Below are 26,603 nucleotides of genomic sequence, written 5' to 3'. Positions count from 1 at the left end.
AGAGGGCGTGACGACACGCCGATGTTCAATGGCCCCGGGTCCAACCCGGGTGATGGGAGAGACGAATGAAGCTTGCATCGCTGAAGTCCGGCCGCGACGGGCGCCTCGTGGTGGTGAGCCACGACCTCGCCTGGTGCGCCGATGCGACCCATATCGCGCCCACCCTCCAGGCCGCGCTCGACGATTGGGAAAGGCACGCGCCGCAGCTCGAGCTTCTCGCCACCGATCTCGCCCATGAGGCGATCCCGATGATGCGCTTCCACGAGCGCGATGCCGCCGCGCCGTTGCCGCGCGCCTATCAGTGGGCCGACGGCTCGGCCTATGTGAACCATGTCGAGCTGGTCCGCAAAGCGCGCGGCGCCGAGCTTCCCGAGAGCTTCTGGACCGATCCGCTCATGTACCAGGGCGGGTCCGACGAATTCCTCGGCGCGCGCGATCCGATCCCGCTCGCCGACGAGACCTGGGGCTGCGACCTCGAGGCCGAGGTGGTCGTCGTCACCGGCGACGTGCCGCGCGGCGTGAGCCCGGAAGAGGCGCTCGGCCACATCCGCCTGGTCGGGCTGGTCAACGACGTCTCCCTGCGCAATCTCATCCCGGCCGAGCTCGCCAAGGGCTTCGGCTTCGTCCAGTCCAAGCCCGCCTCCGCGCTGTCGCCAGTGTTCGTCACGCCCGACGAGCTCGGCGACCGCTGGCAAAGCGGCAAGCTGCTCGGCGCCCTCAAGGTCGACTTGAACGGCGAGCCTTTCGGCCGCGCCGAAGCCGGCGAGGACATGACCTTCGATTTCGGCATCCTCGTCGCGCACCTGGCCAAGACGCGGAATTTGGGCGCGGGCTCGATGATCGGCTCGGGCACGGTCTCCAACCGCGACGCGGACGGCGGCCCCGGCAAGCCGGTCGCGCGCGGCGGGCGGGGCTATTCCTGCCTCGCCGAAGTGCGGATGGTCGAGACGATCCTCGACGGCGCTCCCGCCACGCCCTTCCTCAAGCCCGGCGACACCGTCCGCATCTGGATGGAGGACGAGCACGGCCACCCGATCTTCGGAACGATCGAGCAGGAAGTGGTGGCGGCGTAACCGTCGCCCCGGCGCAGGCCGGGGCCTCCGCAATGCCTGGTGCAACCTCGTCCCGGGATCCCGGCCTCCGCCGGGATGACGGGAGCGCGGCCGTAAGAGGCCGACGCCCCGTCAGCTCACGGCGGCGACATTGTCGTCCGAATTGCGGTCGATGTAGAAATTGTACGGATCGACGCCTGCGTGGGTCGGCTTGCGGTCGGTGACGAAGCGGAAGCTCTGCTTGCCGCTGCGCACCGACTGCTTTTCCATCAGCAGCACGTTCCTGCGGTCGAAAGCGCCGCGGCCCGGCTCGGCGGTGAACAGGCCGATCGGGATGCGGTCGGCGAGCTTCGCCTCGGTCTCCGTGCCCTCGCCGTCGGCGTAGAATTTCTTCGCCTCGACGGTGACTGTCACGTCCCACTTGCCGTCGGCGCGCTTCACCGCCTTGGGCTCGGACGCCTTGAGGTCGAACAGGGTGATGCGCTCGAACAGGTCGGTGATCAGCGCCTGGTCTTCGGCCGTCTTCGCCTCCTTGCGCAGCGCCTGGATGAGGTCGAGCGACCGCGGGTAGGGCGCGCCCTTGAACTTGTAGCGGTCGAGCAGCGAGCGCAGGGCGCGGTTCACCGCATCCTCGCCGAGCCGCTCCTGTAGCAGGTACATCGCCAGCGACCCCTTGCGGTAATGGATGTAGGGCTGGTTCTCGACGCGCGCGAGCGGCAGTTCCTCGACCGCCTCGCCGCCTCGCTCGCGCAAATAGCGGTCGAGCTCATATTTGAGGAAGCGGCGGATCTTGTCCTCGCCATAGAGCTTCTTCATCACCATCAGCGCCGAATATTGGGCGAGCGTCTCGGAGAGCATCGTGCCGCCCTGCATGTCTGCCCCGATCACCTGATGCGCCCAATATTGGTGCCCCAGTTCGTGCGCGGTCACGTAGGTGACATAGTCGATGGATTCCGGATCGCGGTTGTCGGCGACGAAACCGATCGATTCCGAATAGGGCATGGTGTTGGCGAAGGCCTGCGCGAACTGGGCATAGGCCGGGAACTCCAGGATCCGCGCCTGCTCGAACTGATAGGGCCCGAAATTGGCCTGATAATAATCGAGCGACGACTGAAGCGCGCTCAACATCCGGTCCACGTTCCAGTGATGGTCGGGATGGTAATAGACCGCCAGGTCGACTCCCGCATGCTGGCGGTGCTTCTCGGCATAACGCGCCGACTGGACCGAGAAGAAGGTCAGGATCGGCGCATCGGACACGAAGCGCGCGGTGCGGCGGCCGTCCCGGGTGACGTCCGACACCTTCTTGCCGGGCGCGATCGGCACCTGGTCGGCGGCTGTGGAGACAATGATGTCCGCCTTCGACCAGCCGCTGCCGAAATAGCTTTTCGCGGTTGCCGAGAGATCCTCGAGTTTGGCCGGGCGCAGTTCCGCCGGCAGGTCATATTTACGACGGGTGCTGCGCTCGCGGAGCAGGACCATGCGGTCCATGCCGATCGCGGGCGCGAACTCCATATTGTTCAGGAAGGTGCCGTTCTCGACGACCTTGGTGTCGTCGCCCGAATTGCGGAAGCCGTTTTGCCCGCGCCGCGTCTCGAACGACAGGCTGCGCGTCTCGCCCGGCGCCATCGGCCGGTCGAGCCGGTAGATTCGGTATCCGAAATCCTCGTCGTGGCTGGCAAGCCTGGCGCCGGGGAAATTGACCGACAGCAATTCGACATCCTGGTCGACGTTGCGGACATGGACGTCGCGGATCGGCTTATCGGTCAGATTGGCGAGCAGATACTGCCCCTTCACCGCCACCCGCCGCTCCTCCGGGAAGATGGCCACATCGAGCTTAACGTCCGAGATGGTCGGCTGCGGCAGCTTTTCGTAGGCGAGATACTTCTTCTCGTAATCGGCGAAGAAGCGGTTGCGGTCGTCCTGAGTGCGATATTCGTTGAGGATATTGGTGTTGTAGAAGATCCAGCCCCCGGTCAGCAGAGCGACGGCCAAGCCGGCGCCGGCGAGCAGGCCGGGCGTGCCGCGCAGGCGGGCCGGCGCCCGCTGCAGCCGTGGCTTCAGCCTGGTCTCGGTGCCGCGCCGCCACAGGAGGTGCGCGGCGACGAGCAGCAGCAAAGCGATGGCGCCCCAGTAGAGCCTAAACCACCAGGCGCCTTCCCAGAAGCTGCCGGCGCCGTTCATGTCCGAATAGACGACCTGCGGCGCCTGTCCGTAGACGTAGAGGTTATGCTCGAGCCCGAGGTTCGCCGCGACGATCGTCATGATGATGTAGAGCACCATGATGCCCCAGCCGGCATATTTGTTCGGGCTGAGCGCCTGGACGAATACCGCCAGCGCCGCGAGCACGATCAGATCGAAGCCGATGGGCAGGATATACCAGAGCAAATATTTGCCGAGCTCCAGATCGCTGTGCCCCTTGAGCAGTTGGACCAAGATGGCCGCGACGACACTGATCGCCAGCGAGGCGAGCAGCACCAGCGACACGGCCATCGTCTTGGGCACGACATAGGCCCAGTTCGGTAGCGGCGTCGCATCGATGATCTCGTGCATCTTGCGATCGCGTTCCCGCCACACGAGCTCGCCCGCATAATAGATCGCGATGATGATCGGGATGATCGAGAATGTGCCCTGGAGCAGGGGAATCAGCGCCCGCGTCACCGGTATGGTCGGGGTTCCGAACAGGTCGCCGCCCATCCACAAAGCGGTGATCGAGTTGAACAGGCCGAGCGCGATCAGCACCAGGAAGGCCGGGCTCTTGAAGACCTGCTTCATCTCGAAGCGGGTGCGGGCCGAAAGCTGGGCGCGGGCGGAAGCTGCGCCGTGCCGCGCCGGCGGCAGCGGCTCGGTGCGCGCGGCGTGCGGCTCGGCCAGGCTCTGCTCGGCCAGCTTCTGCTTCTTCGCCTTCTTCTTGGACATGCCCTTGTCGGCAAAGCGGTAGCCGGCGTAGGCAAGCGCGAGGAACAGCATCGAGATGCCGATCCAGAGCAGGCGGTTGGCGAGCAGCGGGCCGCCCAAATCGGGCAGCATCACGTTGCGCTCGGCGGCGGTCCAGTAGCGGGTGACAAGGCTGATGGCGCGTACGCCGAACGGCTCGGCCAGCGCGACCGTGGGCTCGATCTCGGGCTGGTCCCGGACCAGCATGTTGCCGACGAAATAGACGACCAGGAAGGCAACCACGCCGACATAGGTCGTCATCATCGAGCGGGTGACCGTCGCCAGCGCGAAGAAGATCGCCGACGTGATCAGGATGTTGGGCAGCGCCAGCACGAAATAGGCATAGGCATAGACTTCGAGCCGGTTGGGCCCGAGCGTCTCGGGGTCGACCCACGGCATCAGCGAACCGAACCAGATCGCCAGCGGCACCGCCACGAAGCACAAAGCGGCCGCCAGGAACGCGCCGGTGAAGCGGCCGATCAGGTAATCGAACTTGGTGATCCGGGTGGACCGGACGATCGGCCCGAAGCCGGTATCGTCGTCGCGCACCACAACGTTGGAGACGAATGCCGTCGTCACGAACATGAAGAACAGCGACAGGATCAGATGCTTTTCCAGCGTCGCATAGGACGCGTTCTTATGGACGTTGCCGCCGTCGCCCATCTGGATCTGGTCGATCGTCATCGCGCCGAAGGTGAGCAGGAAGAAGATGCCCGCCGTCACCCAGAAGACGGGGTTGCGGAGCTGGTAGCGGAGCTCGAATCCGGCGATCCTCGCGAACATGATCGTCCTCCTCAGGCCGCGCGGCGCGATTGCGCGAGCGTCGAGAAATAGACGTCTTCGAGGCCGCCCTCGGTCGAGGCGAAGCCGTTGCCGGGGTCCTGGTCGGCCAGGATGTGGATCACGGTGCGGCCGGCGAACAGCCGGGTCGAGATCACTTCATACGAGCCCTTGTAGGTCTCGAGCTCGGAGCGATCGATCACCTTCATCCAGATCCGGCCCTTGGTCGACTGGATGAGCTCGATCGGCGCGCCCTCGAGCTGGATGCGGCCGCCGGTCAGCACCGCCATGCGCGGGCACAAATCTGCGACGTCCTCGACGATATGGGTCGAAAGGATCACCACCACATTCTCGCCGATCTCGGCGAGCAGGTTGAGGAAGCGGTTGCGCTCTTCCGGGTCGAGGCCCGCGGTCGGCTCGTCGACGATGATCAGTTCGGGGTTGCCGATCAGCGCCTGGGCGATGCCGAAGCGCTGGCGCATGCCGCCCGAAAAGCCGGCTAGCGCCTTCTTGCGCACGCCCCACAGATTGACCTGGTGGAGCAGGCCCTCGACCGTCGCCTTGCGGTCGCTCGCCGACGCGACGCCCTTCAGCACCGCCATATGGTCGAGCATGTCGTAAGCCGAGACGCGCGGATAGACGCCGAAATCCTGGGGCAGATAGCCGAGCGTCCGCCGCAGCCGCTCGGGCTCGGCGATCACGTCGATGTCGCCGAAGCGGATGCTGCCCTCGGTCGGGCTCTGCAGAGTCGCGATCGTCCGCATCAGTGTCGACTTGCCGGCGCCATTGGGCCCGAGCAGGCCATACATGCCGCGCGGGATCGACAGGCTCACATGGTCGAGGGCGCGAGTCCCGTTGGCGTAAACGTGACTGACATCGTTGAGCTCGAGCATATTTCTGTCCGTCCCCCGGAGATCGTTTCGGCCGCGGTCGTGCCACACTGTGTTATCTGTGTAAAGCAGCTCTCCGCTCGGAAGCCTTCCACGATATTCGCCTGTTGCCAAGAGCCCGTCCGGGAAGGCATCCCAGGGCGCATGAAAAAGCTCGCCCTGCTGCTCGCCCTCAGCCCCGTCCTCCTCGCCGCTGCGCCGGTCTCGCCGGTTGCGATCGCCGACGACGTGAAGGCCGAAAATCTCCGCGCCAATATCGAGAGGCTGGTGAGCTTCGGGACGCGCCACACTCTGTCTGATCCGTCCGATCCCAGGCGCGGTATCGTCGCGGCGCAGAAATGGACCGAGCAGGAGTTCCGCCGCTATTCGAAGGCCTGCGGGAACTGCCTCGAGATCGTGACCGTCGCAGACACGGTCACCGGCCCGCGCATCCCCAACCCGAGCCGCGTCCAGAATGTGATCGCGATCCAGCGCGGCACCACCGATCCCAAGCGCGTCGTCGTCATCACCGGCCATATCGACAGCCGCGTCACCGACGTGATGAACGCCGCCTCCGATTCCCCGGGCGCCAATGACGACGGTTCCGGTACGGCCGCGGTGATCGAGGCGGCGCGCGTGCTCTCGAAGCACAAATTCCCCGGCACGATCGTCTATGCGCCGCTCGCCGGCGAGGAGCAGGGGCTGGTCGGCGCGAAGATCCTGGCGGCCTATGCCAAGGCGCAGGGCTGGCAGATCGTCGCCAATCTGAACAACGACATGATCGGCAACACCGAGGGGCAGGACGGCACCCGCGACAGTCGCCACATCCGCGTCTTCTCCGAAGGCATCCGCGCCGACGCCGCCAATCCCGAATATCTCGCGCTCGTGCGCCGGCTTAGCGGCGAGAACGACTCGCCTTCGCGCAACCTCTCGCGCTGGCTCGACAGTTTCGCCGACACGCTTCCGTTCGGTCTCGACGTCCGCCAGATCTGGCGCAACGACCGCTTCGGCCGCGGCGGCGACCATAGCGAGTTCCTGAATGCCGGCTTCCCGGGCGTGCGGATCACCGAGGCGCTGGAGAATTACAATCGCCAGCACCAGGATCTGCGCACCGAGAACGGCATCGCCTATGGCGACGTGATCGAGGGCATCGACTTCGATTATTTCGAGCGCTCGACCAAGTTCAACGTCGCTGCCCTGGCGGCGCTGGCGCGCGCGCCGATGCCGCCCGAGCCGACGGTCGAAGGCGCGGTGAAGCCGGACACGACTTTGAGCTGGAAGCCGGTGCCCGGCGCGGCAGCCTATCTGATCCGCTGGCGCCCGACCGACGCCGCGAATTGGCAGGAAAGCATCCGCGTGCCCGCTGGCGGTACAAGCCATGTGCTGAAGGGCATCCGCATCGACGACTGGGTGTTCGGCATGTCGTCGGTCTCGGCCGACGGTTATGAGAGCCCGGTCGCCTCCGCGGTGCCCGGCGGCGCGTTCCGACCCTACACGCCTCCGGCCAAGTGATCGTCGCCCCGGGCTTGATCCGGGGCCGCGAACAGGGAAGGGACGGGTTGAACGCTTTTCGTGTTCATGGATGCTGAAACAAGTTCAGCGTGACGGGTTTTAGTCTCATGGCACGTAAGCACACACCCGGCCTTCCCAGCCGCGAACAGATCCTCGAATTCATCGAGACCTCCGAAACGCCGGCCGGCAAGCGCGAGATCGCGCGCGCCTTCGGCCTCGCCGGCAATGAGAAGATCGCGCTGAAGCACCTGCTGCGCGACATGGGCGACGAGGGCCTGATCGACAGCGCTCCCGGCCGCGCCTTCCACAAGATGGGCGTGCCCAAGGTCACCGTGCTGCGCGTCGTCGACATCGACGAGAGCGGCACTGCCTGGGCGCTGCCCGAGCGCTGGGAGAGCGACACGCCGGAGCCGCGCATCCGCCTCCAGGAGCGCGGCCGCAAGGGCGCGCTCGGCGTCGGCGACCGCGTGCTCGCCCGCACCGAGGAGAAGGGCGCCGGAATCATCGCCCATCCAATGAAGAAATTGCTCAAGGGCAGCGAGCTCGTCCTCGGCGTCGTCCACCAGGAAGGGGAGAGCTTCTGGCTGCGCCCGGTCGACAAGCGCGAGCGGCGCGAACTGCCGATCTCCGACAAGGGCAAGGCCGAGGTCGGCGACCTCGTGCTGGCCGAGAAGACCGGCCGCCCGCCGCGCCTCTCGGCCCGAGTCACCGACATCCTCGGCGATCCCTTCGCGCCGCGCAGCTTCAGCCTGATCGCGATCCACAAGCACGGCATCCCGCACGAATTTCCCGAGCATGTGCTGGAGGAGGCCGAGCGCATCGCCGGCCAGCAGCTCGGCGAGCGCGAGGATTTGACCCAGATCCCGATCGTCGCGATCGACCCTGCCGACGCGCGCGATCATGACGACGCGGTCTGGGCCGCGCCTGACGACGATCCCGCCAATCCCGGCGGCTGGAAGGCGATCGTCGCCATCGCCGACGTCAGCTTCTACGTCCGTCCCGGCTCGGCGCTCGACAAGGAGGCGCGGCGGCGCGGCAATAGCGTCTATTTCCCCGATCGCGTCGTGCCGATGCTGCCCGAGACGCTGAGCGCCCATGTCTGCTCCTTGAAGCAAGGCGAGGACCGCGCGGCGATGGTGTGCCACCTGCAGGTCGGCCGCGACGGCCAGCTCAAGACGTGGCGCTTCACCCGCGCCCGCGTCCGCATCGCCGCCAACATCGCCTATGAGGACGCCCAGGCCGCGATCGATCTCGCCGAAGGGAAGGGGATCGAGGAAGCGGTGGAGGTCGCCTCGAGCCCGTGCAGCTTCTCCGAAGCCGACATGAACCTGCCCGACGCACCGGTCGCTCCGGAGATCGTCGAATCGACGCTGAAGCCGCTCTGGGCGTGCTGGCGCGCGCTCTATGCCGCGCGGGCGAAGCGCGAGCCGCTCGATCTCGATCTGCCCGAGCGCCGGGTGCTGCTCGACGAGAAGGGCCGCATCCTCTCGGTGGCGCCGCGCGAGCGGCTCGATGCGCACAAGCTCATCGAGGATTATATGATCGCCGCCAACGTCGCCGCCGCCAAGGCGCTGGAGGCGAAAAAGGCGCCGGTCATGTACCGCGACCACGAGCCGCCGAGCCGCGAGAAACTGGTCGCGCTCAAGGATTATCTGAAGACGTTCGAGGTCGAGTTCGCGCTCGGCCAGGTCGTGCGCCCGTCCACCTTCAACCGCATCATCGAGCGGATCGGCGAGGCGGACTTCCGCCCGCAGATCATGGAGCAGATCCTCCGCACCCAGACCCAGGCTTATTACGGGCCGGAAAATCACGGCCATTTCGGCCTGGCGCTCGGCTCCTACGCCCATTTCACCAGCCCAATCCGCCGCTATGCCGACCTCGTCGTCCATCGCTCGCTGGTCCGCGCCTACGGGCTCGGGCCGGAAACGCGCGAAACCGGACTCACCGACGGCGAGGCCGAGGCGATGGAGGTCACCGGCGAGCTCATCTCGCAACTCGAGCGGCGCGCGATGGAGGCCGAGCGCGAGACGATCGACCGCTATGTCGCCGCCTACCTCTCGGAGCGGGTCGGAGAGCTGGTCGAGACGCGCATCACCGGCGTCCAGCCGTTCGGATTCTTCGCGACGGTCGAGGGCCTCGGCGGTGACGGCCTCGTCCCTGTCTCGACGCTGGGCAGCGATTACTTCCGTTACGACGAGTCCAGCCAGACCCTGGTCGGCGACGATACGCAGGTCACGTTCGCGTCGGGCCAGCGGCTGACCCTGCGGCTGGTCGAGGCCAATCCGATCACCGGCGGCCTGCGCTTCGAGCTGCCCGACACGCCGGCCGGCACCAGCGACCGCCGCACGTTCCGCGACGGCCGGCGCAGCCGTAAGCCCAAGGACGACAAGAAGCCGTACATGCAGGGCAAGCGCGGCCGCCCCGGCAACGTCCGTCACCAAGGCCGCAAGAGCTAAAGCCTAGCTGTTGGGCCGGCGGCTCCGCTCAGAGCGCCGCGAGATCGATCGCAGCGTGGCGGTCGAGCGTGCGCGAGCGGTCCGGCATCGGATATTTGAGGCCGGTGGCGCAGTTGAACAGCACCGCGCGGTCGCCCGCCGAAACCAGTCCCTCCGCCAGCGCCTTACGATAGGCCGCCAGGGTCGCGCCGCCCTCCGGGCAGAGCAGCAGGCCGTCCTCGCGCGCGGCATCGTCCACCGCCTGCGCGATCGCCTCATCGGAAACGGTGATGCCGAAGCCTTCGCTCTCTCGCACCGCGCGGATGATCAGGAAGTCGCCGACCGCGCGCGGCACGCGGATGCCGGCCGCGATCGTGTGGGCGTCCTCCCACCGCGGCGCATGCTCTTCGCCTTCGGCCCATGCCTTGACGATCGGCGCGCAGCCCTCGGCCTGTACCGCCACCATGCGCGGCCGCTCGGAGCCGATGAAGCCGAGCGCCTCCAATTCGGCGAACGCCTTCCACATGCCGATCAGCCCGGTGCCCCCGCCGGTCGGGTAGAAGATGACGTCGGGAAGCTGCCAGTCGAGCTGCTCGGCCAGTTCCAGCCCCATCGTCTTTTTGCCCTCGATCCGGTACGGCTCCTTCAGCGTCGACATGTCGAACCAGTGGCCCGCGGCCGCGCCTTCGCCGACGATCTTGCCGCAATCGTCGATCAGGCCGTTGACGCGATAGACGCGCGCGCCCTGCTGCGCGATCTCGCGCACGTTGATCTCGGGCGTGTCGTCCGGGCAGAGCACGACCGTCTCGATCCCGGCGCGGCTGGCATAGGCCGCGAGCGCGGCGCCCGCATTGCCGTTGGTCGGCATCGCGATCCGCGTCACGCCCAGTTCCTTGGCCATCGCCACCGCCATGGCGATGCCGCGCGCCTTGAACGATCCGGTCGGCAGCCGGCCCTCATCCTTGACCAGCACCTGCGCGCCGCCCGAGCGCGGCAGCGGGATGAGCGGCGTCGCATTCTCGCCCAGGCTGACGATATTCGCCTTGTCCCGCACCGGCAGCAGTTCGCGCCAGCGCCAGAAATCGGCGGGCCGCTGCGTCACTGCGTCCTTGCTCAGCGCCTGCCGCACCCCGTCGAGATCGTAGCGCACCAGCAGCGGCCGTCCGGCCCGTGACAGGCCGTGCAGCCGGTCGGCCTCGTAACGCTCGCCGGTGATCGAACATTCGAGATGACTGACGAAGGTCGGTCGGTCGGCGGTGAGATTGTCGTTCCAGAGGGCCATGCAGGGTTCCTGAAGGGGCGGGGAGATCGTCCGCTACAGCAGTAGCGTGCCGCTGCAAATGCCCGGGCGGGGAACGAAGCCGTCCGACGGGGTTTTCGCTTCCGAAACAATAAGGAGACCGGATCGTGCGCGTGCTGCGGGACAATGGCCTTACTATCGCGTTGATGTTGCTGTTTCTCGCCAGCATCCTCGGCCACTGGGTGATGGGCTGGTATGTCGAGAACGAGGATCTCGCCCGTCACGGCCGTGAAGCGATCACCTTGTTCGCTTACGCGACCGACGACGAATTCCTCTCTACCGTGTTCGAAAATTGGGAGAGCGAGTTCCTGCAGATGTCGGCCTATGTCATGCTGACCGCCATCCTCATCCAACGCGGCTCCTCCGAATCGAAGGACCCGGATTCGCCCCCGCGCGACGCCAATCTCGCGGCCCAGGGCCAGCGCCCCGACGCCCCGGCGGCCCTGCGCGCGGGCGCATTGGCGCGCTGGCTCTATGCCCGTTCGCTCGGGATCGTGCTGTTCGCGATGTTCGTCGCCTCGTTCGTGATGCACTGGCGGTACAGCGCCCTGGCCGCCGCCGAGGAGGCGCGCCGGCACGGCGAGCCGGCGATGAGCGTCATGGAATATCTCGGCGACCCGCAATTGTGGTTCGAGAGCTTCCAGAACTGGCAGAGCGAGTTTCTTTCGACGGCGGTGCTGGTCGTGCTGTCGATCTACCTGCGCCAGCGCGAATCGCCGGAATCGAAGCCGGTGGCCGCTCCGCACAGTCACACCGGCAGCTGACGCGCACAACAAAACGCCCCGAAACCGGGGCGTAGGAGGATCGCTACGGAGTGGGCACAAGGGAGCGACCAGTGGTTTCTGAGTCGTCCCGCCAGTATAGCCGTCGGCGCCGTAACGAAGAAGCCGCCGGCCGCCGCTTGCCGTAACAATCCCACTCCGGCCTCCGCCTTGGAACCGCTGCGAGATCAGTACGTTCTTGGTTTATCGGCGCCGTCCGGCAGTCGCGGAGACCCTGATGCAGCAGCAAGACGATTTCATCCATTATGCGCGCCTGCGCCAGGGTGCGCTCTATCTTGCCGACCGCGCCGCCGATCCTGCCGAGCGCCGCCGTCACCTTGCCGCCGCCGCCGAATATCGCGCCCGCGGGCTCGGCGAGCCGTGGCCGCCCTTCCGCCGCGCGCCCGTTCTCCAGTCGGTTTCCGGCCATCGCCTCGCCGGCTGAATCGCCGCGCACCGATTCCATCCCCAGAAAAGCACCCCTTTAGGGGTCCGTCCCATCTTGCTTCCCGCGCGCTAAGGCGTTCAAAGGCAAGGCGTGAGCGTACAGATCGACATGGGGGTGGACGCCGCCGGCAAGGCCGTAGGCATGGACCTGGAGGAGCTGCTGGCGACCCGCCTCCTCGTTCAGGGCAATAGCGGCTCCGGCAAGTCGCATCTCCTGCGCCGCATGCTCGAGGGCAGCGCCGGCCTCGTCCAGCAGGTGGTGATCGATCCCGAGGGCGATTTCGTTACCCTTTCCGCATTCGGCCACACCGCGATCGAGGCGACCGACTACAGCCTAACCGAGATCGCCCGCCTGGCCACGCGCATCCGCGAGCATCGCGCCTCGGTCGTGCTCAGCCTCGAAGGGCTCGAGATGGACCAGCAGATGCGCTGCGCCGCAGCCTTCCTCAACGCCCTGTTCGACGCCCATCGCGACCATTGGTATCCGGCCCTGGTCGTGGTCGACGAGGCGCAGGTGTTCGCGCCGTCGGCCGCGGGCGAGGTCTCGGACGAAGCCCGCCGCCTGTCGCTCGGCGCGATGACAAATCTGATGTGCCGCGGCCGCAAGCGCGGCCTTGCCGGCGTCATCGCCACCCAGCGCCTCGCCAAGCTCGCCAAGAACGTTGCCGCCGAGGCGTCGAACTTCCTGATGGGACGCACCTTCCTCGATATCGACATGGCGCGCGCCTCCGATCTGCTCGGCATGGAGCGCAAGCAGGCCGAGCAGATACGCGATCTCCAGCGCGGCCATTTCCTGGCGCTCGGCCCGGCGCTGTCGCGACGGCCGGTGTCGGTGAAGATCGGCGACGTGAAGACCGCGGCGCGCAGCGGCAGCCCCAAGCTGGTGCCGCTCCCGCAGACCAATGGCGAGGATATGCAGAGCCTGCTGTTCGCGCCCGCCGAGGAGGCTCCGCCACCGCCGCCCGCGCCGCCGCGCCCCAGCCCGGTCGCCGCCGAGGAGCTGATCCGCAGCCTCAGCCATCCGGTGATGACGCCGGCGACGCCGCAGCCCGCGGCACCGGCCATGGACCCCGACGAGCGCGACCGCGTGATCGAGACCGTGCTGCGCGAGATCGTCGGCGATCCGGCCGCCGCCTTCCAGTCGGCCGCGATCCTGTTCCAGGATTTTCTGCTCCGCTGCCGCATGCACCGATTGAACGATCCCGGCCTCGATCTCGCCGCTTTCCGCCGCCGCCTCGGCATGGCGCGGGCCGGCCTCTACCGCGAGGGTGAGGAAGGCTGGGACGAGGCGATGGAGATTGCGGTGGGCCTGCCCGAGGACATGCTCGGCGTGTTCCTCACCATCGCGCGCGCCGCCAAGGACGAAGAGGAATGCCCGGCCGATTCCGATCTGGCGGCGATCTACGGCACCAGCTCCGCCAATCGGGCGCGACGGCTGCTCAATTACATGGAGGAGCGCGGGACGATCGTCGTGCGCATCGACCTCACCGGCAAGCGCCAGATCAGCATTCCCCAGCTCGGCTGGACCACCGCCGCCTCCGCCGCCGAAGCCGATCCGGCCAAGGCCAAGCGCGCCGCCCCGCGGAGCGGGCTGCTCCTCTAAAGGCCGGCGCTGCGCGCCTTCACAGCTTCGGCAGGGTCACTCCGCGCTGGCCCATATATTTGCCGGCGCGGTCGGCGTAGCTGACCTCGCACGGCTCGTTGCCCTGAAGGAACAGGAACTGGCACGCGCCTTCGTTGGCGTAGACCTTGGCGGGAAGGGGGGTCGTGTTGGAGAATTCCAGCGTGACATGGCCTTCCCAGCCCGGCTCGAGCGGGGTCACGTTCACGATGATGCCGCAGCGGGCATAGGTCGATTTGCCGAGGCAGATCACCAGCACGTCGCGTGGCACCCGGAAATATTCGACCGTCCGCGCCAGCGCGAAGCTGTTGGGCGGGATGATGCAGCAGTCGGTCTTGCGGTCGACGAAGCTGTTCGCCGCGAAGTCCTTGGGATCGACGATGGCGCTGTCGACATTGGTGAAGATCTTGAACTCGTCCGATACGCGCGCGTCGTAGCCGTAGCTTGACAGGCCGTAGCTGATGCAGCCTTCGCGCTTCTGGCGGTCGACGAAGGGTTCGATCATTCCGTCCTGGAGCGCGCGCTCGCGAATCCAGCGGTCGGCCATCACTGCCATTAGCCGCGCGCTCCCTGCTCGCGGCCGCCGCAGCCCTGCAGCACCCGGCCGCTGAGCGAGACTTTCACCTTGTCCGGATAGGAGCGGCCGCCTGCCTGGCATGCCGCCTTGCGCGCTTCGATCGTGATTACCTGTGTTCCTTCGCCCGATTCCCAGCGGCGCACTCCGTCCGCCTCGCGCGGCAGCGGCCGCGGATAGGCGAAGCTCTCGAGTTCGCCGTCGGCGCGGCCGCCGGCGGGACCGAGCGTCAACACGACCTTGTCGTCGCCGACCGCGACGATCCAGAACGGATCGTGGCCGATAGCGTTGTAGCGGACGTTTTTCACTGCTGCGAACGGCGCGGGGCCGTTGGCCGCGCAGCCGGCAAGCGCGGCCAGGCCGAGAATGAGGAGTGGCTTCATGAGCGCGAGCTTTCGCGGGAATGAAGCGGGAGGGCAAGCCCCCGCGCGCGGCTTCATTTGATATGCAGCATGCAGATCAGGGTGAACAGCCGCCGGGCCGTGTCGAAGTCCATGTCGATCCGGTCTTCGAGGCATTCCTGGAGGAGTTCGGCGGCCTCGTTGTGGATCGCGCGCCGCGCCATGTCGACGGTCTCGATGCCGTGCGGCGAATCCGACCGCACCGCCTTGAAGTAGGAATCGCAGATCGCGAAATAGTCGCGGATCGGGCGGCGGAAACGGGCGAGGCCGAGCCGGATCGTCTCCAGCGGCGCGCCCTGCTGGTCCCTGAGGTCGATGGCGAGCCGGTTGTCCTCGACCCGCAGCATGATCCTGAAGGGCCCCTCATGGCCGGTGGGCGCGAAATGATTGGCCTCGAGCAGGTCGAAGATCGCGATCTTCCGCTCCTGCTCCACGTCGGCGTTGCGCCACAGGATCGTGCGGTCGTCCAGCTCGATGTCGATGATGCGCGGCTCGCCCATGAAAGCTTGTTAGCGGGTGCAGCAAGGCTTATCCACACCCTATCCCCAGACTTAATGTGCCTTGAGGCCGCCCGCCGAACGGGCGACAAGGCGTTATGTTGAATCCCCTTACGTTGATCGAGACCCCGGCTGCCGATGCCGCAGCGGCCCTTCCGCAGAATGTGGAGGCCGAGGCCGCCCTGCTCGGTGCGTTGATGATCGACAACCGGCTGGCCGAAGACATTCAGATGAAGCTGCGGCCGGACCATTTCTACGAGCCGCTACACGCCCGCATCTACGAGAACATCCTGAAGCTCATCGACCGCAACATGATCGCGAGCCCGGTCACGCTGCGCCCCCTGTTCGAGCAGGACGAGGAGATGAAGGAGCTCGGCGGCCCGGCCTATCTCGCCCAGCTCACCGGCGGCGGCGCCGCGATCATCGGCGCCCGCGATTTTGCCGAGCAGATTTACGAGCTCGCTCTGCTGCGCGCCCTGATCGGCGTCGGCCGCGAGATGGTCGAGCAGGCACTCGACACCAGCGAGGAGGTCAATCCGCTCGCCCAGATCGAGGCCGCGGAGAGCGCGCTCTACCGCGTCGCCGAGGAAGGCGGCGGTGAGGGCTCAGTCAAGAGCTTCGCCCAGGCGACGAAGCTCGCCGTGCAGCTCGCCGAAAAGGCGCTCAACACCGGCGGCGGCCTCTCCGGCCTCACCACCGGCCTCGAAAGCTTCAACGCCCGCACCGGCGGTCTCCACCATTCGGACCTTCTGATCCTCGCCGGCCGCCCCGGCATGGGCAAGACCTCGCTCGCCACCAACATCGCCTACAACACGGCGTCGCGCTACATCCGCGACCTCGAGGATGGGCTCGAGCCGTCCAAGTCGGTGGGAGCGCCGGTCGCCTTCTTCAGCCTCGAAATGTCGGCCGACCAGCTCGCCACCCGCATTCTCGCCGAAGCCTCCGGGATCAGCGGCGAGAGCCTGCGCATGGGCAAGATCAGCCAGCAGGATTTCCGCAACCTCGCCCGCGCCGCGGCCGAGCTCGAGAACCTTCCGCTCTATATCGACGACACGCCCGGCCTCACCATAGCCGCCCTGCGCACCCGCGCCCGCCGGCTGAAGCGCCAGCGCGACATCGGCTTCATCGTGGTAGACTATCTCCAGTTGCTGCAGGGCTCGGGCAAGGGGGGCCAGGACAATCGCGTCCAGGAAATTTCGGAGATTTCGCGAGGTTTGAAGACGCTCGCCAAGGAACTGAACGTGCCGGTGATGGCGCTCTCGCAGCTCAGCCGTCAGGTCGAGAGCCGCGAGAACAAGCGCCCGCAGCTCTCCGACCTTCGCGAATCCGGCTCGATCGAGCAGGACGCCGACATCGTCCTGTTCGTCTATCGCGAGGAATATTACATCAATTTCGCCAAGCCCAAGGAGGCTTCGGCCGATGCCGGGGACGACGCCTCGACGATCGCCGCCTTCGACGAATGGCAGCGCGCGATGGGCGAGGCGCACGGCAAGGCCGAACTGATCATCGCCAAGCAGCGCCACGGCGCCACCGGCACCGTGACGTTGAAGTTCGACGCCAAGATCACCCGCTTCTCGGACCTGATCGAGGATCACTATCTGCCGGAAGTGCGCGGCGGCTGATCAGACGATCGGCGTGCTCGCGCTGGCGGCGTCGCGCAGGCCGACGCCGATCGACGCCCGTGCCGTCTCCGCCTCGGAGCTGGTTACCGGATAGGCGCAATAATCGGCGGCATAATAAGCGCTCGGGCGGTGGTTGCCGCTGACACCGACGCCGCCGAACGGCGCGTTCGACGGGGCGCCGTTGGTGGGCTTGTTCCAATTGACGACGCCCGACCGGATGTTGGCCCAGAAGCGATCGTAAAGCTCCGGGCTGCCGCCCACCAGGGAGGCAGCGAGGCCGTAGCGGGTCGCATTGGCCTCGGCCAATGCGGCGTCGAAATCGGGCACGCGGATCACCTGCAGCACGGGGCCGAACAATTCGGCGTCGGGCCGCTGGCTCACGTCGGTGACGTCGATCACCGCCGGGGTGAGGAACGGCCGGTCGTCGTACGGGCGATCGAGATGCTTCAGCGGCCTGCCGCCCTTCATCATCAGGTCGAGGAAGGCCTCCTGGAGCTGATCGGCGGCCTGGTTGTCGATCACCGGGCCCATGAACGGCGCCGGACTGGCGTGCGGCTGGTCGACGATCAGGCGCTCGGCGAGCTTGACGATCGTGCCGACCAGTTCCTCGTGCGCGCCGTCCTTGACGATCAGCCGCCGCGCTGCAGTGCAGCGCTGGCCGGCGCTCATGAAAGCAGATTGGACTGCGATCGTCGCGGCCGCGTGCACGTCGGGCGCGTCCCACACGACCAGGGGATTGTTGCCGCCGAGCTCGAGCGCGAGGATCTTCTCCGGCGTCTCGGAAAACTGGCGGTGCAGCGACAGGCCCGCCCGGGCAGACCCGGTGAAGAGCAGGCCGTCGAGCCCGGGATGGCCGGCGAGCGCGCGGCCGGTGTCGGGCCCGCCCTGCAGGCAGCGCAGCACGCCTTCGGGCACGCCCGCCTCGTGGAACAGCTTGACCAGCATCTCGCCCACGGCCGGCGTCTTCTCCGATGGCTTGAACACCACCGCATTGCCGGCGAGCAGGGCCGGAACGATATGGCCGTTGGGCAGGTGGGCCGGGAAATTATACGGCCCCAATACCGCCAGCACGCCGTGCGGCTTGTGCCGGACCGCGACCCGCGCGCCGAGCGCGCCTTCCAGCCTCCGCTGCGACGTGCGTTCGGAATAAGCGGCGATCGAGATGTCCACCTTGTTGATCACCGAATCGACCTCGGTGCCGGCTTCCCATAGAGGCTTGCCCGTTTCGCGTGCGATCAGATCCGCGAACTTGTCCTTGTTCTGGCGGACGACGTTGGCGAAGCGGCGCAGCGTCTCGGATCGCACCGCAAGCGGCCGCGACGCCCACCCTGCCCAGGCCGCGCGCGCTGCGGTCACCTCGGCGTCGGCATCGCCGATGGCGCCGGTCCAGAGCGCGGCGCCGGTGGCCGGTTCGGTCGAGGTCAGCATGTCGCTCATCTGGTTCCCAATCTCCTGGGCCGCAGCCCCAACATGTTTGATCGACGCGGTCAAGAGACGCCCCCCATCGCTTCGCCCATACGGCGCACCGCCTTGATTTTCGCCTCGAACTGGGACCAGTCGTCGGCCTCGTCGATCCGCGACCAGATCGCCTCGACCTCGTCGATATGCATCGAGCAAGGGCCCTCGTCCGACCAGTAAGGGTGGTCGAGCGGGCCGGTCGGCTCGAACTGCTCGATCCGCTCGCGAAAGGGCGTGAAGCCGTCCGAGCCATATTCGATGTCGGCGGGGGAGGGGCCGCGCCGCCGGCCGCCGCGCCAGTCGAAGAAGAAGCGGTCGATCTCGACCGTCTTCTGCGCCAGCCCGGTCTCGAGCGCGACCAGCAGGTCGCTGTCGGCATCGGTCCCGGTCGGGCGGATACCGAGCCGCGCAAAGACGGTCTCGACGAGCCGCTCCTGGAATATCGTCGGGAACGCCTCCAGCGCCGGCGTCAACACCTCCGCCTCGGCCACGGTGCGCAACGCCGCGGCGAGCTGAACGACGTCCCAGTGGATCGCCTCGGGCTGCCGGCCGAACGCATAGAGCCCGGCATGGTCGAAATAGGCGGCGGTGAAATGGCCGTCCCAAAAGGGCGTCCATCGCCATGGCCCGTAATCGAAGCTCTGCGCCGTGATTGCGATATTGTCGCTGTTGAGCACGCCGTGGACGAAACCGGCGGCGATGTACGAGGCCGCCAGGCCCGCCGCCGCCTCGGCCACCCGCGCCAGCAGCCGGGCGGGCCCGTCCTCACGAGCCGGCTCGCCATAATAATGGTCGAGGCAATAATCGACGAGCCGGCGGATATTGTCCGTGTCTCCGAAATAAGCGAGCCGCTGGAAGGTGCCGATGCGGATATGGCTGTGCTGCAGGCGCACCAGCACGGCCGAGCGGGTAGGGGAGGGCTCGTCGCCCCGCTCCAGCGCCTCGCCGGTCTCGATCAGCGAGAAGGTCTTGCTGGTCTCGACGCCCAGCGCCTCCAGCATCTCGGTCGCCAGCACCTCGCGCACGCCGCCCTTCAGCGTCAGCCGGCCGTCGCCGAAGCGGCTGTACGGGGTCTGGCCCGATCCCTTGGTGCCGAGGTCGATCAGGCGATCGGCATTGTCGCGCAGTTGCGCGAACAGGAAGCCGCGGCCATCGCCGATATCGGGGTTGTACACGCGGAACTGGTGGCCGTGATAGCGCAGCGCCAGCGGCTCGGGGAGGTTGTCGGGCAGTCGCTCGAAGCGCGCGAAATGGCGAATCCACTCGTCGTCGCCGAGCGCCGCCAACCCAACGGCTTCGGCCCAGCGATCGTTGCGGAAACGGAGGATCGCCTGCGGGAAATCGGCGGGACGGACCGGGTCGTAGAAAGCGTCGCCGAGCGAAAGAATGGCTTTCTCCGGGCGATACGGGCTGGCTTGCGGGCTTTGCATCATCAGTCGATATGGGAGGGGAATATAAGGGAAGCTAGCATGGCATCATGGTCCGATGGTTACTGGTGGTCGAATGACGGGCTGCGGCTCCATTATCGCGACTATCCAGGGCCGTCGGACCGCCCGCCGATCCTGTGCATTCCTGGCCTGACCCGTAACGCGCGCGACTTCGAAGCGGTTGCGGAGCGGCTTTCCCCGGACTGGCGCGTGATCTGCGTCGAGCTGCGGGGCCGCGGCGAGAGCGGTTTTGCCAAGGACGTGATGACCTATATGCCGGTCACCTACGTCCAGGATCTGGAGACCTTGCTGCGCGAGCTGGAGCTGCCCCGCTTCGTCGCCTTCGGCACCTCGCTCGGCGGGCTTCTCACCATGCTCCTCTCCACGGCCCATCCCGATCGGATCGCCGGCGCGATGATCAACGATGTCGGCGCGACGCTCGACGAGCGCGGGCTCGACCGTATTCGCTCCTATGTCGGCCGTTCGCAGACCTGGCCGACGTGGCTGCACGCGGCGCGCTGGTTCAGCGAGTTCCAGCGCGACGTCTATCCGCGCTGGAACCTCGAGGACTGGCTCGCCCAGGCCAAGCGCCTGTGCCGGCTGACGACGGGGGGGCGCATCGTATTCGATTACGACATGCGCATCGCCGAGCCGTTCAAGGTGCCGAACGGCGTCACCGGCTTCGACGCCTGGCAGGCGCTCCGCGGACTCGTCGACGTGCCCTCTTTGCTCCTACGCGGCGAATTGTCCGACCTGCTCTCGGTCGAGACGGTGGCGCGGATGCAGGAAGAGCTGCCGCTGATGGAGGCCGTCACGATTCCCAATGTCGGCCATACCCCGATCCTTACCGAGCCGGAGAGTGTCGCCGCGATCGACCGCCTGCTCGCCCGCATCCAGGCATGATAGGAGAGATGATGAAGACCTTGGCCCTGGCCGCCGCTTTGCTCGCCGGCGTTGCGACGATTGTTCCCGCGGCGGCCCCCGCGCAGCCCGCCGCCGCCACCGCCCAGGCTTCGGCCGACGCCCGTCTGAAGGCGCTGTACGACGCGGAATGGGCGTGGCGGCAGAAGGAGTTCGGCGAGCGGGAGGCCGAGGACGGATCAAGCGAGGCGGCCGATTACCTGCCTCGGGTCGACGCCCCCAATCAGCAGCGCCGCGTCGAATATTGGCGCAAGACCCTGGCCGAGCTCGATCGCATCCCGTTCGACCAGCACTCGCCCGAGGAGAAGATCAACGCGGCCGTCTTCCGCACCAGCCTGGAGGCCTTCGTCGCCAACGGCCGTTTCCGGAGCTGGGAGATGTCGTTCAATGCCGACAGCAGTTTCTGGTCCTATCTGGCGCCGCGCCAGGGCTATCGCACCGCCGACGAATATCGGCGCTACATCGCCCGCATGCGCGATATCCCACGCTATTTCGACGAGCAGATCGTCAATTTGCGCGCCGGGCTGAAGCGCGGCTTCAGCGTGCCTCGCGCGACGCTCGAGGGGCGAGACGCATCGATCGCGACCTTCGCGACGGCCGATCTCGCCAAAAACCCGTTCCACACGGCGTTCGCGCAGATGCCGCAGTCGATCCCGGCGGCCGAACAGGCCGCGCTCCGCGCTGAGGGCGAGACGGCGATCCGCGAAGCCGTGATCCCGGCCTACGGCAAGCTGCTCGCCTTCATGCGCAACGAATATATGCCTAAGGCGCGTACCACGCTCGCCGCGCACGACATGCCGGACGGCAAGGCCTTCTACGCCTCGCAGATCAAGGAATATACGACGCTCGATCTCACCGCGGACCAGATCCACGACATCGGCCTCAAGGAGGTGGCGCGGATCCAGGCCGAGATGCAGCAGGTCATGCGCGAGAGCGGCTTCAAGGGCAGCTTCCCCGAGTTCCTGACCTTCCTCAAGACCGATCCGCAATTCTACGCGAAGACGCCCGACGAACTGATGGGCTTCTCATCTTACGCGGCCAAGCGCGTCGACGGGAAACTGAAGGATTATTTCAGCTTCCTGCCCCGCTACCGCTTCACCATCATCCCGGTCCCGGACGCGATCGCGCCTTTCTACACCGCCGGCCGCGGCGGCCTCGGTGCGTGCCAGATGAACACCTACAATCTGCCGTCGCGCCCGCTCTACCAGATCACCGCGCTCACGCTCCACGAATGCGCGCCCGGCCACAGCTTCCAGGCCGCGCTCGCGCTCGAGCAGCCGGCCCGCCCCGCTTTCCGGCGCGAGACCTATTTCTCGGGCTACGGCGAGGGCTGGGGCCTCTATACCGAGCATCTCGGCGTCGAGATGGGCATCTACCGCACGCCCTACGATCATTTCGGCCGCCTCTCCTACGAGATGTGGCGCGCCGCCCGGCTCGTCATCGATACCGGCATCCATTCGCGCGGCTGGAGCCGCCGGCAGGCGATTGACTATCTCGCCGGCCACACCGCCTTGTCGCTGCACGAGGTAACGACCGAGGTCGACCGCTACATCAGCTGGCCCGGCCAGGCGCTCGCCTACAAGCTTGGCGAGATGACGATCCGCCGCCTCCGCGCCGAGGCGGAAGCCGCGCTCGGGCCGAAGTTCGACGTCCGCTATTTCCACGATGCGGTGCTGGAGACCGGCTCGGTGCCGTTGCCGGTGCTCGAACAGCGCATCCGCGCCTTTATAGCCGCCGGCGGGGTCAATCCGCACAAGGATGCGCCCAAGGGTTGAGCGCCGGGCTCAGCCGCCCAGCTGGTCGGCCACCGCCCGGAAGGTGCCGGCGAGACTGCCGTGGACGGTGACCGCCACGGCGGAGGCGGCCACCGCGCCGGCCGCGACGAGAAAGCCGAATTGCAGCGCCGTCGCCAGGCGCCGGCTGCGGTCGAGGCTGTGCTGGACGTTGGCGGGGGCGGCCCGCGCGCCCGGCAGCCGCGGCCTTTCCGCCGCGACCAACGAGGCTTTCGCCCCGCTTCTCACCGCGCCCATGTCGATCTGCTCGCGCGTCGCCACGCCGAAGCGGCGGTCTTTCGCCCAGATGACTTGGCCGGCGATCGACTGGCCGTTGAGCAGGATCTCGACATAGGAGCGCTGCGCCGGCGCGTGGTCCGCCTGGACCAGCATGCCCCGCGCCGAGACGTCGCGAATGCACACGTCCATCTGCGGCCCGCCGGCACGCATCCGCGCCCGGATCAGCACCTTCTGCCGCGGTGCGCGGTGGACCATTCCCCCCTTGGTCTGCATCCTGGACTTTCAACTGACCGAAGTTGCCAGCTTGGCGACTGAGGTCTTGAAGACCGGTTAGCGGCCGATGCGGGGAGACCGTAGGCGCCAAAGAAGAAGGGCCGGAGCTTGCGCCCCGGCCCTTCTCATTTCGTTAGGCGCGGTCCGCTCAGGCGTTCGCGAGTTCGGCCGTGTCGACCTTGACGCCCGGGCCCATCGAGGAGGACAGGGCCACCTTCTTGACGTACTTGCCCTTGGCGCCGGCCGGCTTGGCCTTGACGATCGCGTCGACGAACGCGTCGAAATTCTTGCGCAGGTCGGCTTCGGAGAAGCTCGCCTTGCCGATGCCGGAGTGGATGATGCCGGCCTTCTCGACGCGGAACTCGACCTGGCCGCCCTTGGCCGCCTTGACGGCTTCGGCGACGTTCGGGGTGACGGTGCCGAGCTTCGGGTTCGGCATCAGGCCCTTGGGGCCGAGCACCTTGCCGAGGCGGCCGACGATGCCCATCATGTCGGGCGTCGCGATCACGCGGTCGAAATCGATATTGCCGGCCTGGATCGATTCCATCAGATCCTCTGCGCCGACGACTTCCGCACCCGCGGCGGTCGCCTGCTCGGCCTTGTCGCCGCGAGCGAACACGGCGACGCGGACGTCCTTGCCGGTTCCTGCCGGCAACGTCACGACGCCGCGGACCATCTGGTCGGCGTGGCGCGGATCGACGCCGAGATTGATCGCGACCTCGACCGTTTCGTCGAACTTCGCGGTCGCATTGGCCTTGATCGTGCTGATCGCCTCATCGACGCCGTGCAATTTCTCGCGGTCGATCGTCTGGGCGAGGGCCTTGGCCTTCTTGCTGAGCTTTGCCATGTCCTTAGCCCTCCACCACTTCGAGGCCCATCGCGCGGGCCGAGCCTTCGATGATGCGGGTCGCCGCGTCGATGTCGGTCGCGTTCAGATCCTTCATCTTGATGTTCGCGATCTCGGTGAGCTGCGAGCGCTTGATCTTGGCCGCGATCACCTTGCCCGGCTCCTTCGAGCCCGACTTCAGGCCCACGGCCTTCTTGATGAGGAAGGTCGCCGGCGGCGTCTTGGTCTCGAACGAGAAGGACCGGTCGGCATAGACGGTGATGATGGTCGGGATCGGCATCGCCTTTTCAAGGTCGCCGGTGGCGGCGTTGAAGGCCTTGCAGAATTCCATGATGTTGACGCCGCGCTGGCCCAAAGCGGGGCCGATCGGCGGCGACGGATTGGCGGCGCCCGCGGGCACCTGGAGCTTGATATAGCCCGTAATCTTCTTAGCCATGTGTCTCACTCTGTAGATCGGGCAAAAGGGGTACTATTGCCCGGGTTCAAGTTTAGCGGTCCAAGCGCCCCGGACGGATCCGGGGCTCCCGCAAATTCCAATGCTGGTGCGCTGGAAGCGGCGCCCTTAGCGCAAGCGCGGGGCGGATGCAAATGCGGGGCGGCTCACGGGAGAGCTTAAGCGGGGGAGCGACGTCACGGGCGGCCGTGACGTCGGACGAGTTCAGGCGTGTTGCGGCGCGCCTGCCTCGCCGGCCGCGGCTGCGCCGACTCCGGGCGCTGCTCGCGCGGCGCTTGCGCCGGGCTCGCTGCGTCCGGGCGGCTGGCCGTTCACCCTACTGCAATCCTCGCCTCTCCATCCGTTCCTGCCCGGGCGCGTCGTCTTGCCCCGGGGCTTTTCAGGAAGGACAGACATGAAGCTTCATCCCATCGCCGCCGCCGCGCTTTCGGCCGGCGCGCTTGCCGCCGCTCCGGCCGCCGCCGCCGATTTCTCCGGCCTGCGCGTCGAGGCCTATGGCAGCCGCGACGCCGCCTCGGTCAAGGGCGATTTCAATTCGGGAACTTCCGTGTTCGACCGCGACGCCGAGGATTTCGCGTTCGGCGGCGAGGCCGGCTACGACCTCCAGCTCGGCAACGTCCTGGTCGGCGCCTATGCCGGCATCGACCTGCCCAGGAACGAGACCTGCGGCACGCTCGCCGGCAACGACGAGCTCTGCTTCGAGGGCAAGCGCAACTACACGCTCGGCGCGCGGCTCGGCGTCCCGCTCGGCAGCCGCCTGCTCGTCTACGGCAAGGCCGGCCTCTCCAACGGCAGCTTCAAGGCCGCCTATCGCGACTTCCAGGACCAGGCCAACGACTTCACCGGCACCGACGATGTCGGCGGCTGGCACGTCGGCGGCGGCGCCGAATTCGCGGTCGCCGGTCCGCTCTACCTCAAGGCGGAATATCTGCGCACCGCGTACAACGAGACCGCCGAGGGCGGCGACGTCAAGCGCAACCAGGTGAAGCTCGGCGCCGGGCTTCGGTTCTGACGGGGGAGGGCCGGGACGGTGGGTCCCGGCCCTTTTGACCGCATAGAATATCAGATGTTTCCCTCTTGTTCCACAGCTGGGAAGCTGTATGACAGTTTGTCAGAAACCGACCCAGGGAGAGGCCGTCACATGACTTCGCAGCCGAGAACCGAATTTACGAAGCTGCGGCAAAAGGCGGGCCTGTCGCTTGATGAAGCCGCGATACTCGCTCAGGTCTCCGAGCGGCAAGTGCGTAGGTACGAAGACGTGGGCGAGAGCGGCTGCGATCCGTCCCCCTTGGTCCTCGACGTTATGCGGCGCGCAGCGGCTATTTGGACGCGTCCCGAGCAGGAGCCAGCATTCACGTTCATAGATCTGTTTGCCGGTATTGGCGGGTTGCGAACGCCGTTCCAGGAAATTGGCGGCAAATGTATCTTCACCGCAGAGTGGGATCGCTTCTCGCGCCAGACTTACTCGGCAAATTTTCACGATGACCCTTTCGAGCACGAGTTCGCCGAGGATGTACGGCCGTACGCAAAAGATCCTTCGCGCGTGCCGGCGCATGACGTGTTGCTAGCGGGGTTTCCCTGCCAGCCGTTCTCGATCGCTGGAGTATCGAAAAAGAACGCGCTGGGACGCCCTCACGGCTTCCTCTGCGATACGCAGGGGACGCTGTTTTACGATCTCGCCAATATACTGGCTCATCACCGTCCGGCCGCCTTTCTTCTGGAGAACGTCAAAAACCTGGAAAGTCATGATGGTGGTCGAACCTTCGCGACAATTATGCACGTCCTCGAGGAGGAGCTCGGATATCACGTGCAGTATCGTGTGATCAGCTCGCATCCATGGGTGCCGCAGCGGCGCGAACGAATTTTTATTGTGGGTTTCCGTGACCGAACCAGCTTCGATTTTGACACGCTGGAAGTACCCGAAGGGCGTCAGCCGGTACTAGGGGATATACTGGAAGGATCTCCCCCGGAGAAGTACACGCTAACCCAACATCTTTGGACCTATCTTCAAAACTACAAGGCGAAGCACCAGAAGGCGGGTAATGGCTTTGGCTATTCCGTCTTCGGCCCAAATGACGTGACGCGGACGCTGTCAGCGCGGTATTACAAGGATGGATCGGAGGTTCTCGTCTTGCAACCGGGTGGGAGACCTCGCAGGCTCACGCCCCGAGAATGCGCAAGATTGATGGGATTCGACGAGCCGCAGGGTTCGAGCTTCCGGATTCCTGTCTCGGACACGCAGGCTTATCGCCAGTTTGGCAATGCAGTCGTCGTTCCGGTGGTGCGTGCTGTAGCAAGGCTTATGTCGCCGCACCTCGCGGCGGAGGCGGCGCCTACAGTTGAGGAAACCGAACCGCCAAGGGAACTGATCGCCGTCCGTGGTTGACGTGGTTTCTCCGGCCGTCC

22 protein-coding genes are annotated in these 26,603 nt (G+C 66.6%); 11 read left to right on the top strand and 11 right to left on the bottom strand.

Going from position 1 to position 26,603, the window contains the following annotated elements; translation table 11 throughout:
* Nucleotides 1–65 precede the first annotated feature (65 nt).
* On the top strand, nt 66–1,073 hold the full coding sequence (locus SH591_RS04470) for a fumarylacetoacetate hydrolase family protein (protein ID WP_324750694.1): 1,008 nt from the start codon (nt 66–68) through the stop codon (nt 1,071–1,073).
* Between the two features lie 111 nt (nt 1,074–1,184).
* On the opposite strand, the gene SH591_RS04465 is transcribed toward SH591_RS04470, so the two are convergent.
* Nucleotides 1,185–4,769: an ABC transporter permease/M1 family aminopeptidase gene (locus SH591_RS04465; RefSeq protein ID WP_324750693.1), complete on the bottom strand. Its 3,585-nt coding sequence runs from the start codon at nt 4,767–4,769 to the stop codon at nt 1,185–1,187.
* An 11-nt stretch (nt 4,770–4,780) separates the two neighbouring features.
* Nucleotides 4,781–5,659, bottom strand: a complete 879-nt coding sequence (locus SH591_RS04460; RefSeq protein ID WP_324750692.1) for an ABC transporter ATP-binding protein — start codon at nt 5,657–5,659, stop codon at nt 4,781–4,783.
* A 141-nt stretch (nt 5,660–5,800) separates the two neighbouring features.
* On the opposite strand from SH591_RS04460, the gene SH591_RS04455 reads away from it, so the two are divergent.
* Together SH591_RS04455 and SH591_RS04450 are read left to right on the top strand one after the other, a co-directional pair.
* The gene (locus SH591_RS04455; RefSeq protein ID WP_324750691.1) at nt 5,801–7,147 is read left to right on the top strand and encodes a M28 family metallopeptidase; all 1,347 of its coding nucleotides are present in this window, start codon (nt 5,801–5,803) and stop codon (nt 7,145–7,147) included.
* A gap of 107 nt (nt 7,148–7,254) precedes the next feature.
* Nucleotides 7,255–9,603: a ribonuclease R family protein gene (locus SH591_RS04450; RefSeq protein ID WP_324750690.1), complete on the top strand. Its 2,349-nt coding sequence runs from the start codon at nt 7,255–7,257 to the stop codon at nt 9,601–9,603.
* Between the two features lie 28 nt (nt 9,604–9,631).
* On the opposite strand, the gene SH591_RS04445 is transcribed toward SH591_RS04450, so the two are convergent.
* Nucleotides 9,632–10,864 (bottom strand): threonine synthase, encoded by a 1,233-nt coding sequence (locus SH591_RS04445; protein ID WP_324750689.1) that lies wholly within the window; start codon nt 10,862–10,864, stop codon nt 9,632–9,634.
* A 125-nt stretch (nt 10,865–10,989) separates the two neighbouring features.
* On the opposite strand from SH591_RS04445, the gene SH591_RS04440 reads away from it, so the two are divergent.
* From SH591_RS04440 to SH591_RS04430, 3 genes are all read left to right on the top strand, one after another.
* Entirely contained in the window at nt 10,990–11,646 is a 657-nt protein-coding gene (locus SH591_RS04440) for a DUF6766 family protein (protein ID WP_324750688.1), read from the top strand.
* 235 nt (nt 11,647–11,881) lie between these two features.
* Nucleotides 11,882–12,088 (top strand): hypothetical protein, encoded by a 207-nt coding sequence (locus SH591_RS04435; protein ID WP_324750687.1) that lies wholly within the window; start codon nt 11,882–11,884, stop codon nt 12,086–12,088.
* Nucleotides 12,089–12,181: 93 nt separating this feature from the next.
* On the top strand, nt 12,182–13,693 hold the full coding sequence (locus SH591_RS04430) for an ATP-binding protein (RefSeq protein WP_324750686.1): 1,512 nt from the start codon (nt 12,182–12,184) through the stop codon (nt 13,691–13,693).
* 19 nt (nt 13,694–13,712) lie between these two features.
* Here the strand turns inward: SH591_RS04430 and dcd are convergent, their stop codons facing one another.
* From dcd to SH591_RS04415, 3 genes are read right to left on the bottom strand one after another with little or no spacing between them, the layout of a single operon-like run.
* Entirely contained in the window at nt 13,713–14,267 is a 555-nt protein-coding gene (gene dcd / locus SH591_RS04425) for a dCTP deaminase (RefSeq protein ID WP_322832987.1), read from the bottom strand.
* Complete coding sequence (locus tag SH591_RS04420) at nt 14,267–14,668, bottom strand: hypothetical protein (protein ID WP_324750685.1); 402 nt, start codon at nt 14,666–14,668, stop codon at nt 14,267–14,269. Before SH591_RS04420 ends, dcd begins: the two co-directional genes overlap by 1 nt.
* A 53-nt stretch (nt 14,669–14,721) precedes the next feature.
* Entirely contained in the window at nt 14,722–15,186 is a 465-nt protein-coding gene (locus SH591_RS04415; protein ID WP_322832989.1) for a UPF0262 family protein, read from the bottom strand.
* A gap of 95 nt (nt 15,187–15,281) precedes the next feature.
* Here SH591_RS04415 and SH591_RS04410 point away from each other — a divergent pair, with 95 nt between their 5' ends.
* Complete coding sequence (locus SH591_RS04410; RefSeq protein ID WP_324750684.1) at nt 15,282–16,805, top strand: replicative DNA helicase; 1,524 nt, start codon at nt 15,282–15,284, stop codon at nt 16,803–16,805.
* Here SH591_RS04410 and astD read toward each other — a convergent pair whose 3' ends face one another.
* Nucleotides 16,806–18,242 carry a succinylglutamate-semialdehyde dehydrogenase gene (gene astD, locus SH591_RS04405; RefSeq protein WP_324750683.1) on the bottom strand — a complete coding sequence of 479 codons (1,437 nt, stop codon included), beginning with the start codon at nt 18,240–18,242 and terminating at the stop codon, nt 16,806–16,808.
* A gap of 50 nt (nt 18,243–18,292) precedes the next feature.
* Nucleotides 18,293–19,696, bottom strand: a complete 1,404-nt coding sequence (locus tag SH591_RS04400) for a protein adenylyltransferase SelO family protein (RefSeq protein WP_322832992.1) — start codon at nt 19,694–19,696, stop codon at nt 18,293–18,295.
* Between the two features lie 36 nt (nt 19,697–19,732).
* Here SH591_RS04400 and SH591_RS04395 point away from each other — a divergent pair, with 36 nt between their 5' ends.
* Nucleotides 19,733–20,593: an alpha/beta fold hydrolase gene (locus tag SH591_RS04395; RefSeq protein ID WP_324750682.1), complete on the top strand. Its 861-nt coding sequence runs from the start codon at nt 19,733–19,735 to the stop codon at nt 20,591–20,593.
* Between the two features lie 8 nt (nt 20,594–20,601).
* On the top strand, nt 20,602–22,386 hold the full coding sequence (locus SH591_RS04390; RefSeq protein WP_324750681.1) for a DUF885 domain-containing protein: 1,785 nt from the start codon (nt 20,602–20,604) through the stop codon (nt 22,384–22,386).
* Nucleotides 22,387–22,395: 9 nt separating this feature from the next.
* Here SH591_RS04390 and SH591_RS04385 read toward each other — a convergent pair whose 3' ends face one another.
* The 3 genes from SH591_RS04385 to rplK form a co-directional block, all read right to left on the bottom strand.
* Nucleotides 22,396–22,896, bottom strand: coding sequence for a PilZ domain-containing protein (locus SH591_RS04385; protein ID WP_324750680.1), 501 nt, complete (start codon nt 22,894–22,896; stop codon nt 22,396–22,398).
* Nucleotides 22,897–23,044: 148 nt separating this feature from the next.
* Entirely contained in the window at nt 23,045–23,743 is a 699-nt protein-coding gene (gene rplA, locus SH591_RS04380; protein WP_322832996.1) for a 50S ribosomal protein L1, read from the bottom strand.
* Nucleotides 23,744–23,747: 4 nt separating this feature from the next.
* On the bottom strand, nt 23,748–24,179 hold the full coding sequence (rplK, locus tag SH591_RS04375) for a 50S ribosomal protein L11 (protein WP_324750679.1): 432 nt from the start codon (nt 24,177–24,179) through the stop codon (nt 23,748–23,750).
* A 412-nt stretch (nt 24,180–24,591) separates the two neighbouring features.
* Between rplK and SH591_RS04370 the strand changes: the two genes are divergently transcribed.
* Nucleotides 24,592–25,209 (top strand): outer membrane protein, encoded by a 618-nt coding sequence (locus tag SH591_RS04370; protein ID WP_324750678.1) that lies wholly within the window; start codon nt 24,592–24,594, stop codon nt 25,207–25,209.
* Nucleotides 25,210–25,338: 129 nt separating this feature from the next.
* On the top strand, nt 25,339–26,583 hold the full coding sequence (gene dcm, locus SH591_RS04365; RefSeq protein WP_324750677.1) for a DNA (cytosine-5-)-methyltransferase: 1,245 nt from the start codon (nt 25,339–25,341) through the stop codon (nt 26,581–26,583).
* The last annotated feature ends 20 nt before the right edge of the window (nt 26,584–26,603 follow it).

The sequence above is a fragment of the Sphingomonas sp. LY54 genome (genome assembly GCF_035594035.1).
Taxonomy (GTDB): Bacteria; Pseudomonadota; Alphaproteobacteria; order Sphingomonadales; family Sphingomonadaceae; genus Allosphingosinicella.
The sequence above is the reverse complement of the archived record's forward strand: the minus strand, read 5'-3'. Positions and strand labels throughout refer to the sequence as shown.

Excerpts from the sequence above, each read along its gene's own strand:
- SH591_RS04410 (WP_324750684.1), top strand. The coding sequence starts at position 15,282 with ATGTTGAATCCCCTTACGTTGATCGAGACCCCGGCTGCCGATGCCGCA.
- dcm (WP_324750677.1), top strand. The coding sequence starts at position 25,339 with ATGACTTCGCAGCCGAGAACCGAATTTACGAAGCTGCGGCAAAAGGCG.
- SH591_RS04415 (WP_322832989.1), bottom strand. The coding sequence starts at position 15,186 with ATGGGCGAGCCGCGCATCATCGACATCGAGCTGGACGACCGCACGATC.
- rplA (WP_322832996.1), bottom strand. The coding sequence starts at position 23,743 with ATGGCAAAGCTCAGCAAGAAGGCCAAGGCCCTCGCCCAGACGATCGAC.
- SH591_RS04445 (WP_324750689.1), bottom strand. The coding sequence starts at position 10,864 with ATGGCCCTCTGGAACGACAATCTCACCGCCGACCGACCGACCTTCGTC.
- SH591_RS04390 (WP_324750681.1), top strand. The coding sequence starts at position 20,602 with ATGATGAAGACCTTGGCCCTGGCCGCCGCTTTGCTCGCCGGCGTTGCG.
- SH591_RS04395 (WP_324750682.1), top strand. The coding sequence starts at position 19,733 with ATGGCATCATGGTCCGATGGTTACTGGTGGTCGAATGACGGGCTGCGG.
- rplK (WP_324750679.1), bottom strand. The coding sequence starts at position 24,179 with ATGGCTAAGAAGATTACGGGCTATATCAAGCTCCAGGTGCCCGCGGGC.
- SH591_RS04420 (WP_324750685.1), bottom strand. The coding sequence starts at position 14,668 with ATGAAGCCACTCCTCATTCTCGGCCTGGCCGCGCTTGCCGGCTGCGCG.
- SH591_RS04470 (WP_324750694.1), top strand. The coding sequence starts at position 66 with ATGAAGCTTGCATCGCTGAAGTCCGGCCGCGACGGGCGCCTCGTGGTG.
- SH591_RS04370 (WP_324750678.1), top strand. The coding sequence starts at position 24,592 with ATGAAGCTTCATCCCATCGCCGCCGCCGCGCTTTCGGCCGGCGCGCTT.
- astD (WP_324750683.1), bottom strand. The coding sequence starts at position 18,242 with ATGAGCGACATGCTGACCTCGACCGAACCGGCCACCGGCGCCGCGCTC.
- SH591_RS04465 (WP_324750693.1), bottom strand. The coding sequence starts at position 4,769 with ATGTTCGCGAGGATCGCCGGATTCGAGCTCCGCTACCAGCTCCGCAAC.
- SH591_RS04460 (WP_324750692.1), bottom strand. The coding sequence starts at position 5,659 with ATGCTCGAGCTCAACGATGTCAGTCACGTTTACGCCAACGGGACTCGC.
- SH591_RS04450 (WP_324750690.1), top strand. The coding sequence starts at position 7,255 with ATGGCACGTAAGCACACACCCGGCCTTCCCAGCCGCGAACAGATCCTC.
- SH591_RS04435 (WP_324750687.1), top strand. The coding sequence starts at position 11,882 with ATGCAGCAGCAAGACGATTTCATCCATTATGCGCGCCTGCGCCAGGGT.
- dcd (WP_322832987.1), bottom strand. The coding sequence starts at position 14,267 with ATGGCAGTGATGGCCGACCGCTGGATTCGCGAGCGCGCGCTCCAGGAC.
- SH591_RS04385 (WP_324750680.1), bottom strand. The coding sequence starts at position 22,896 with ATGCAGACCAAGGGGGGAATGGTCCACCGCGCACCGCGGCAGAAGGTG.
- SH591_RS04455 (WP_324750691.1), top strand. The coding sequence starts at position 5,801 with ATGAAAAAGCTCGCCCTGCTGCTCGCCCTCAGCCCCGTCCTCCTCGCC.
- SH591_RS04400 (WP_322832992.1), bottom strand. The coding sequence starts at position 19,696 with ATGATGCAAAGCCCGCAAGCCAGCCCGTATCGCCCGGAGAAAGCCATT.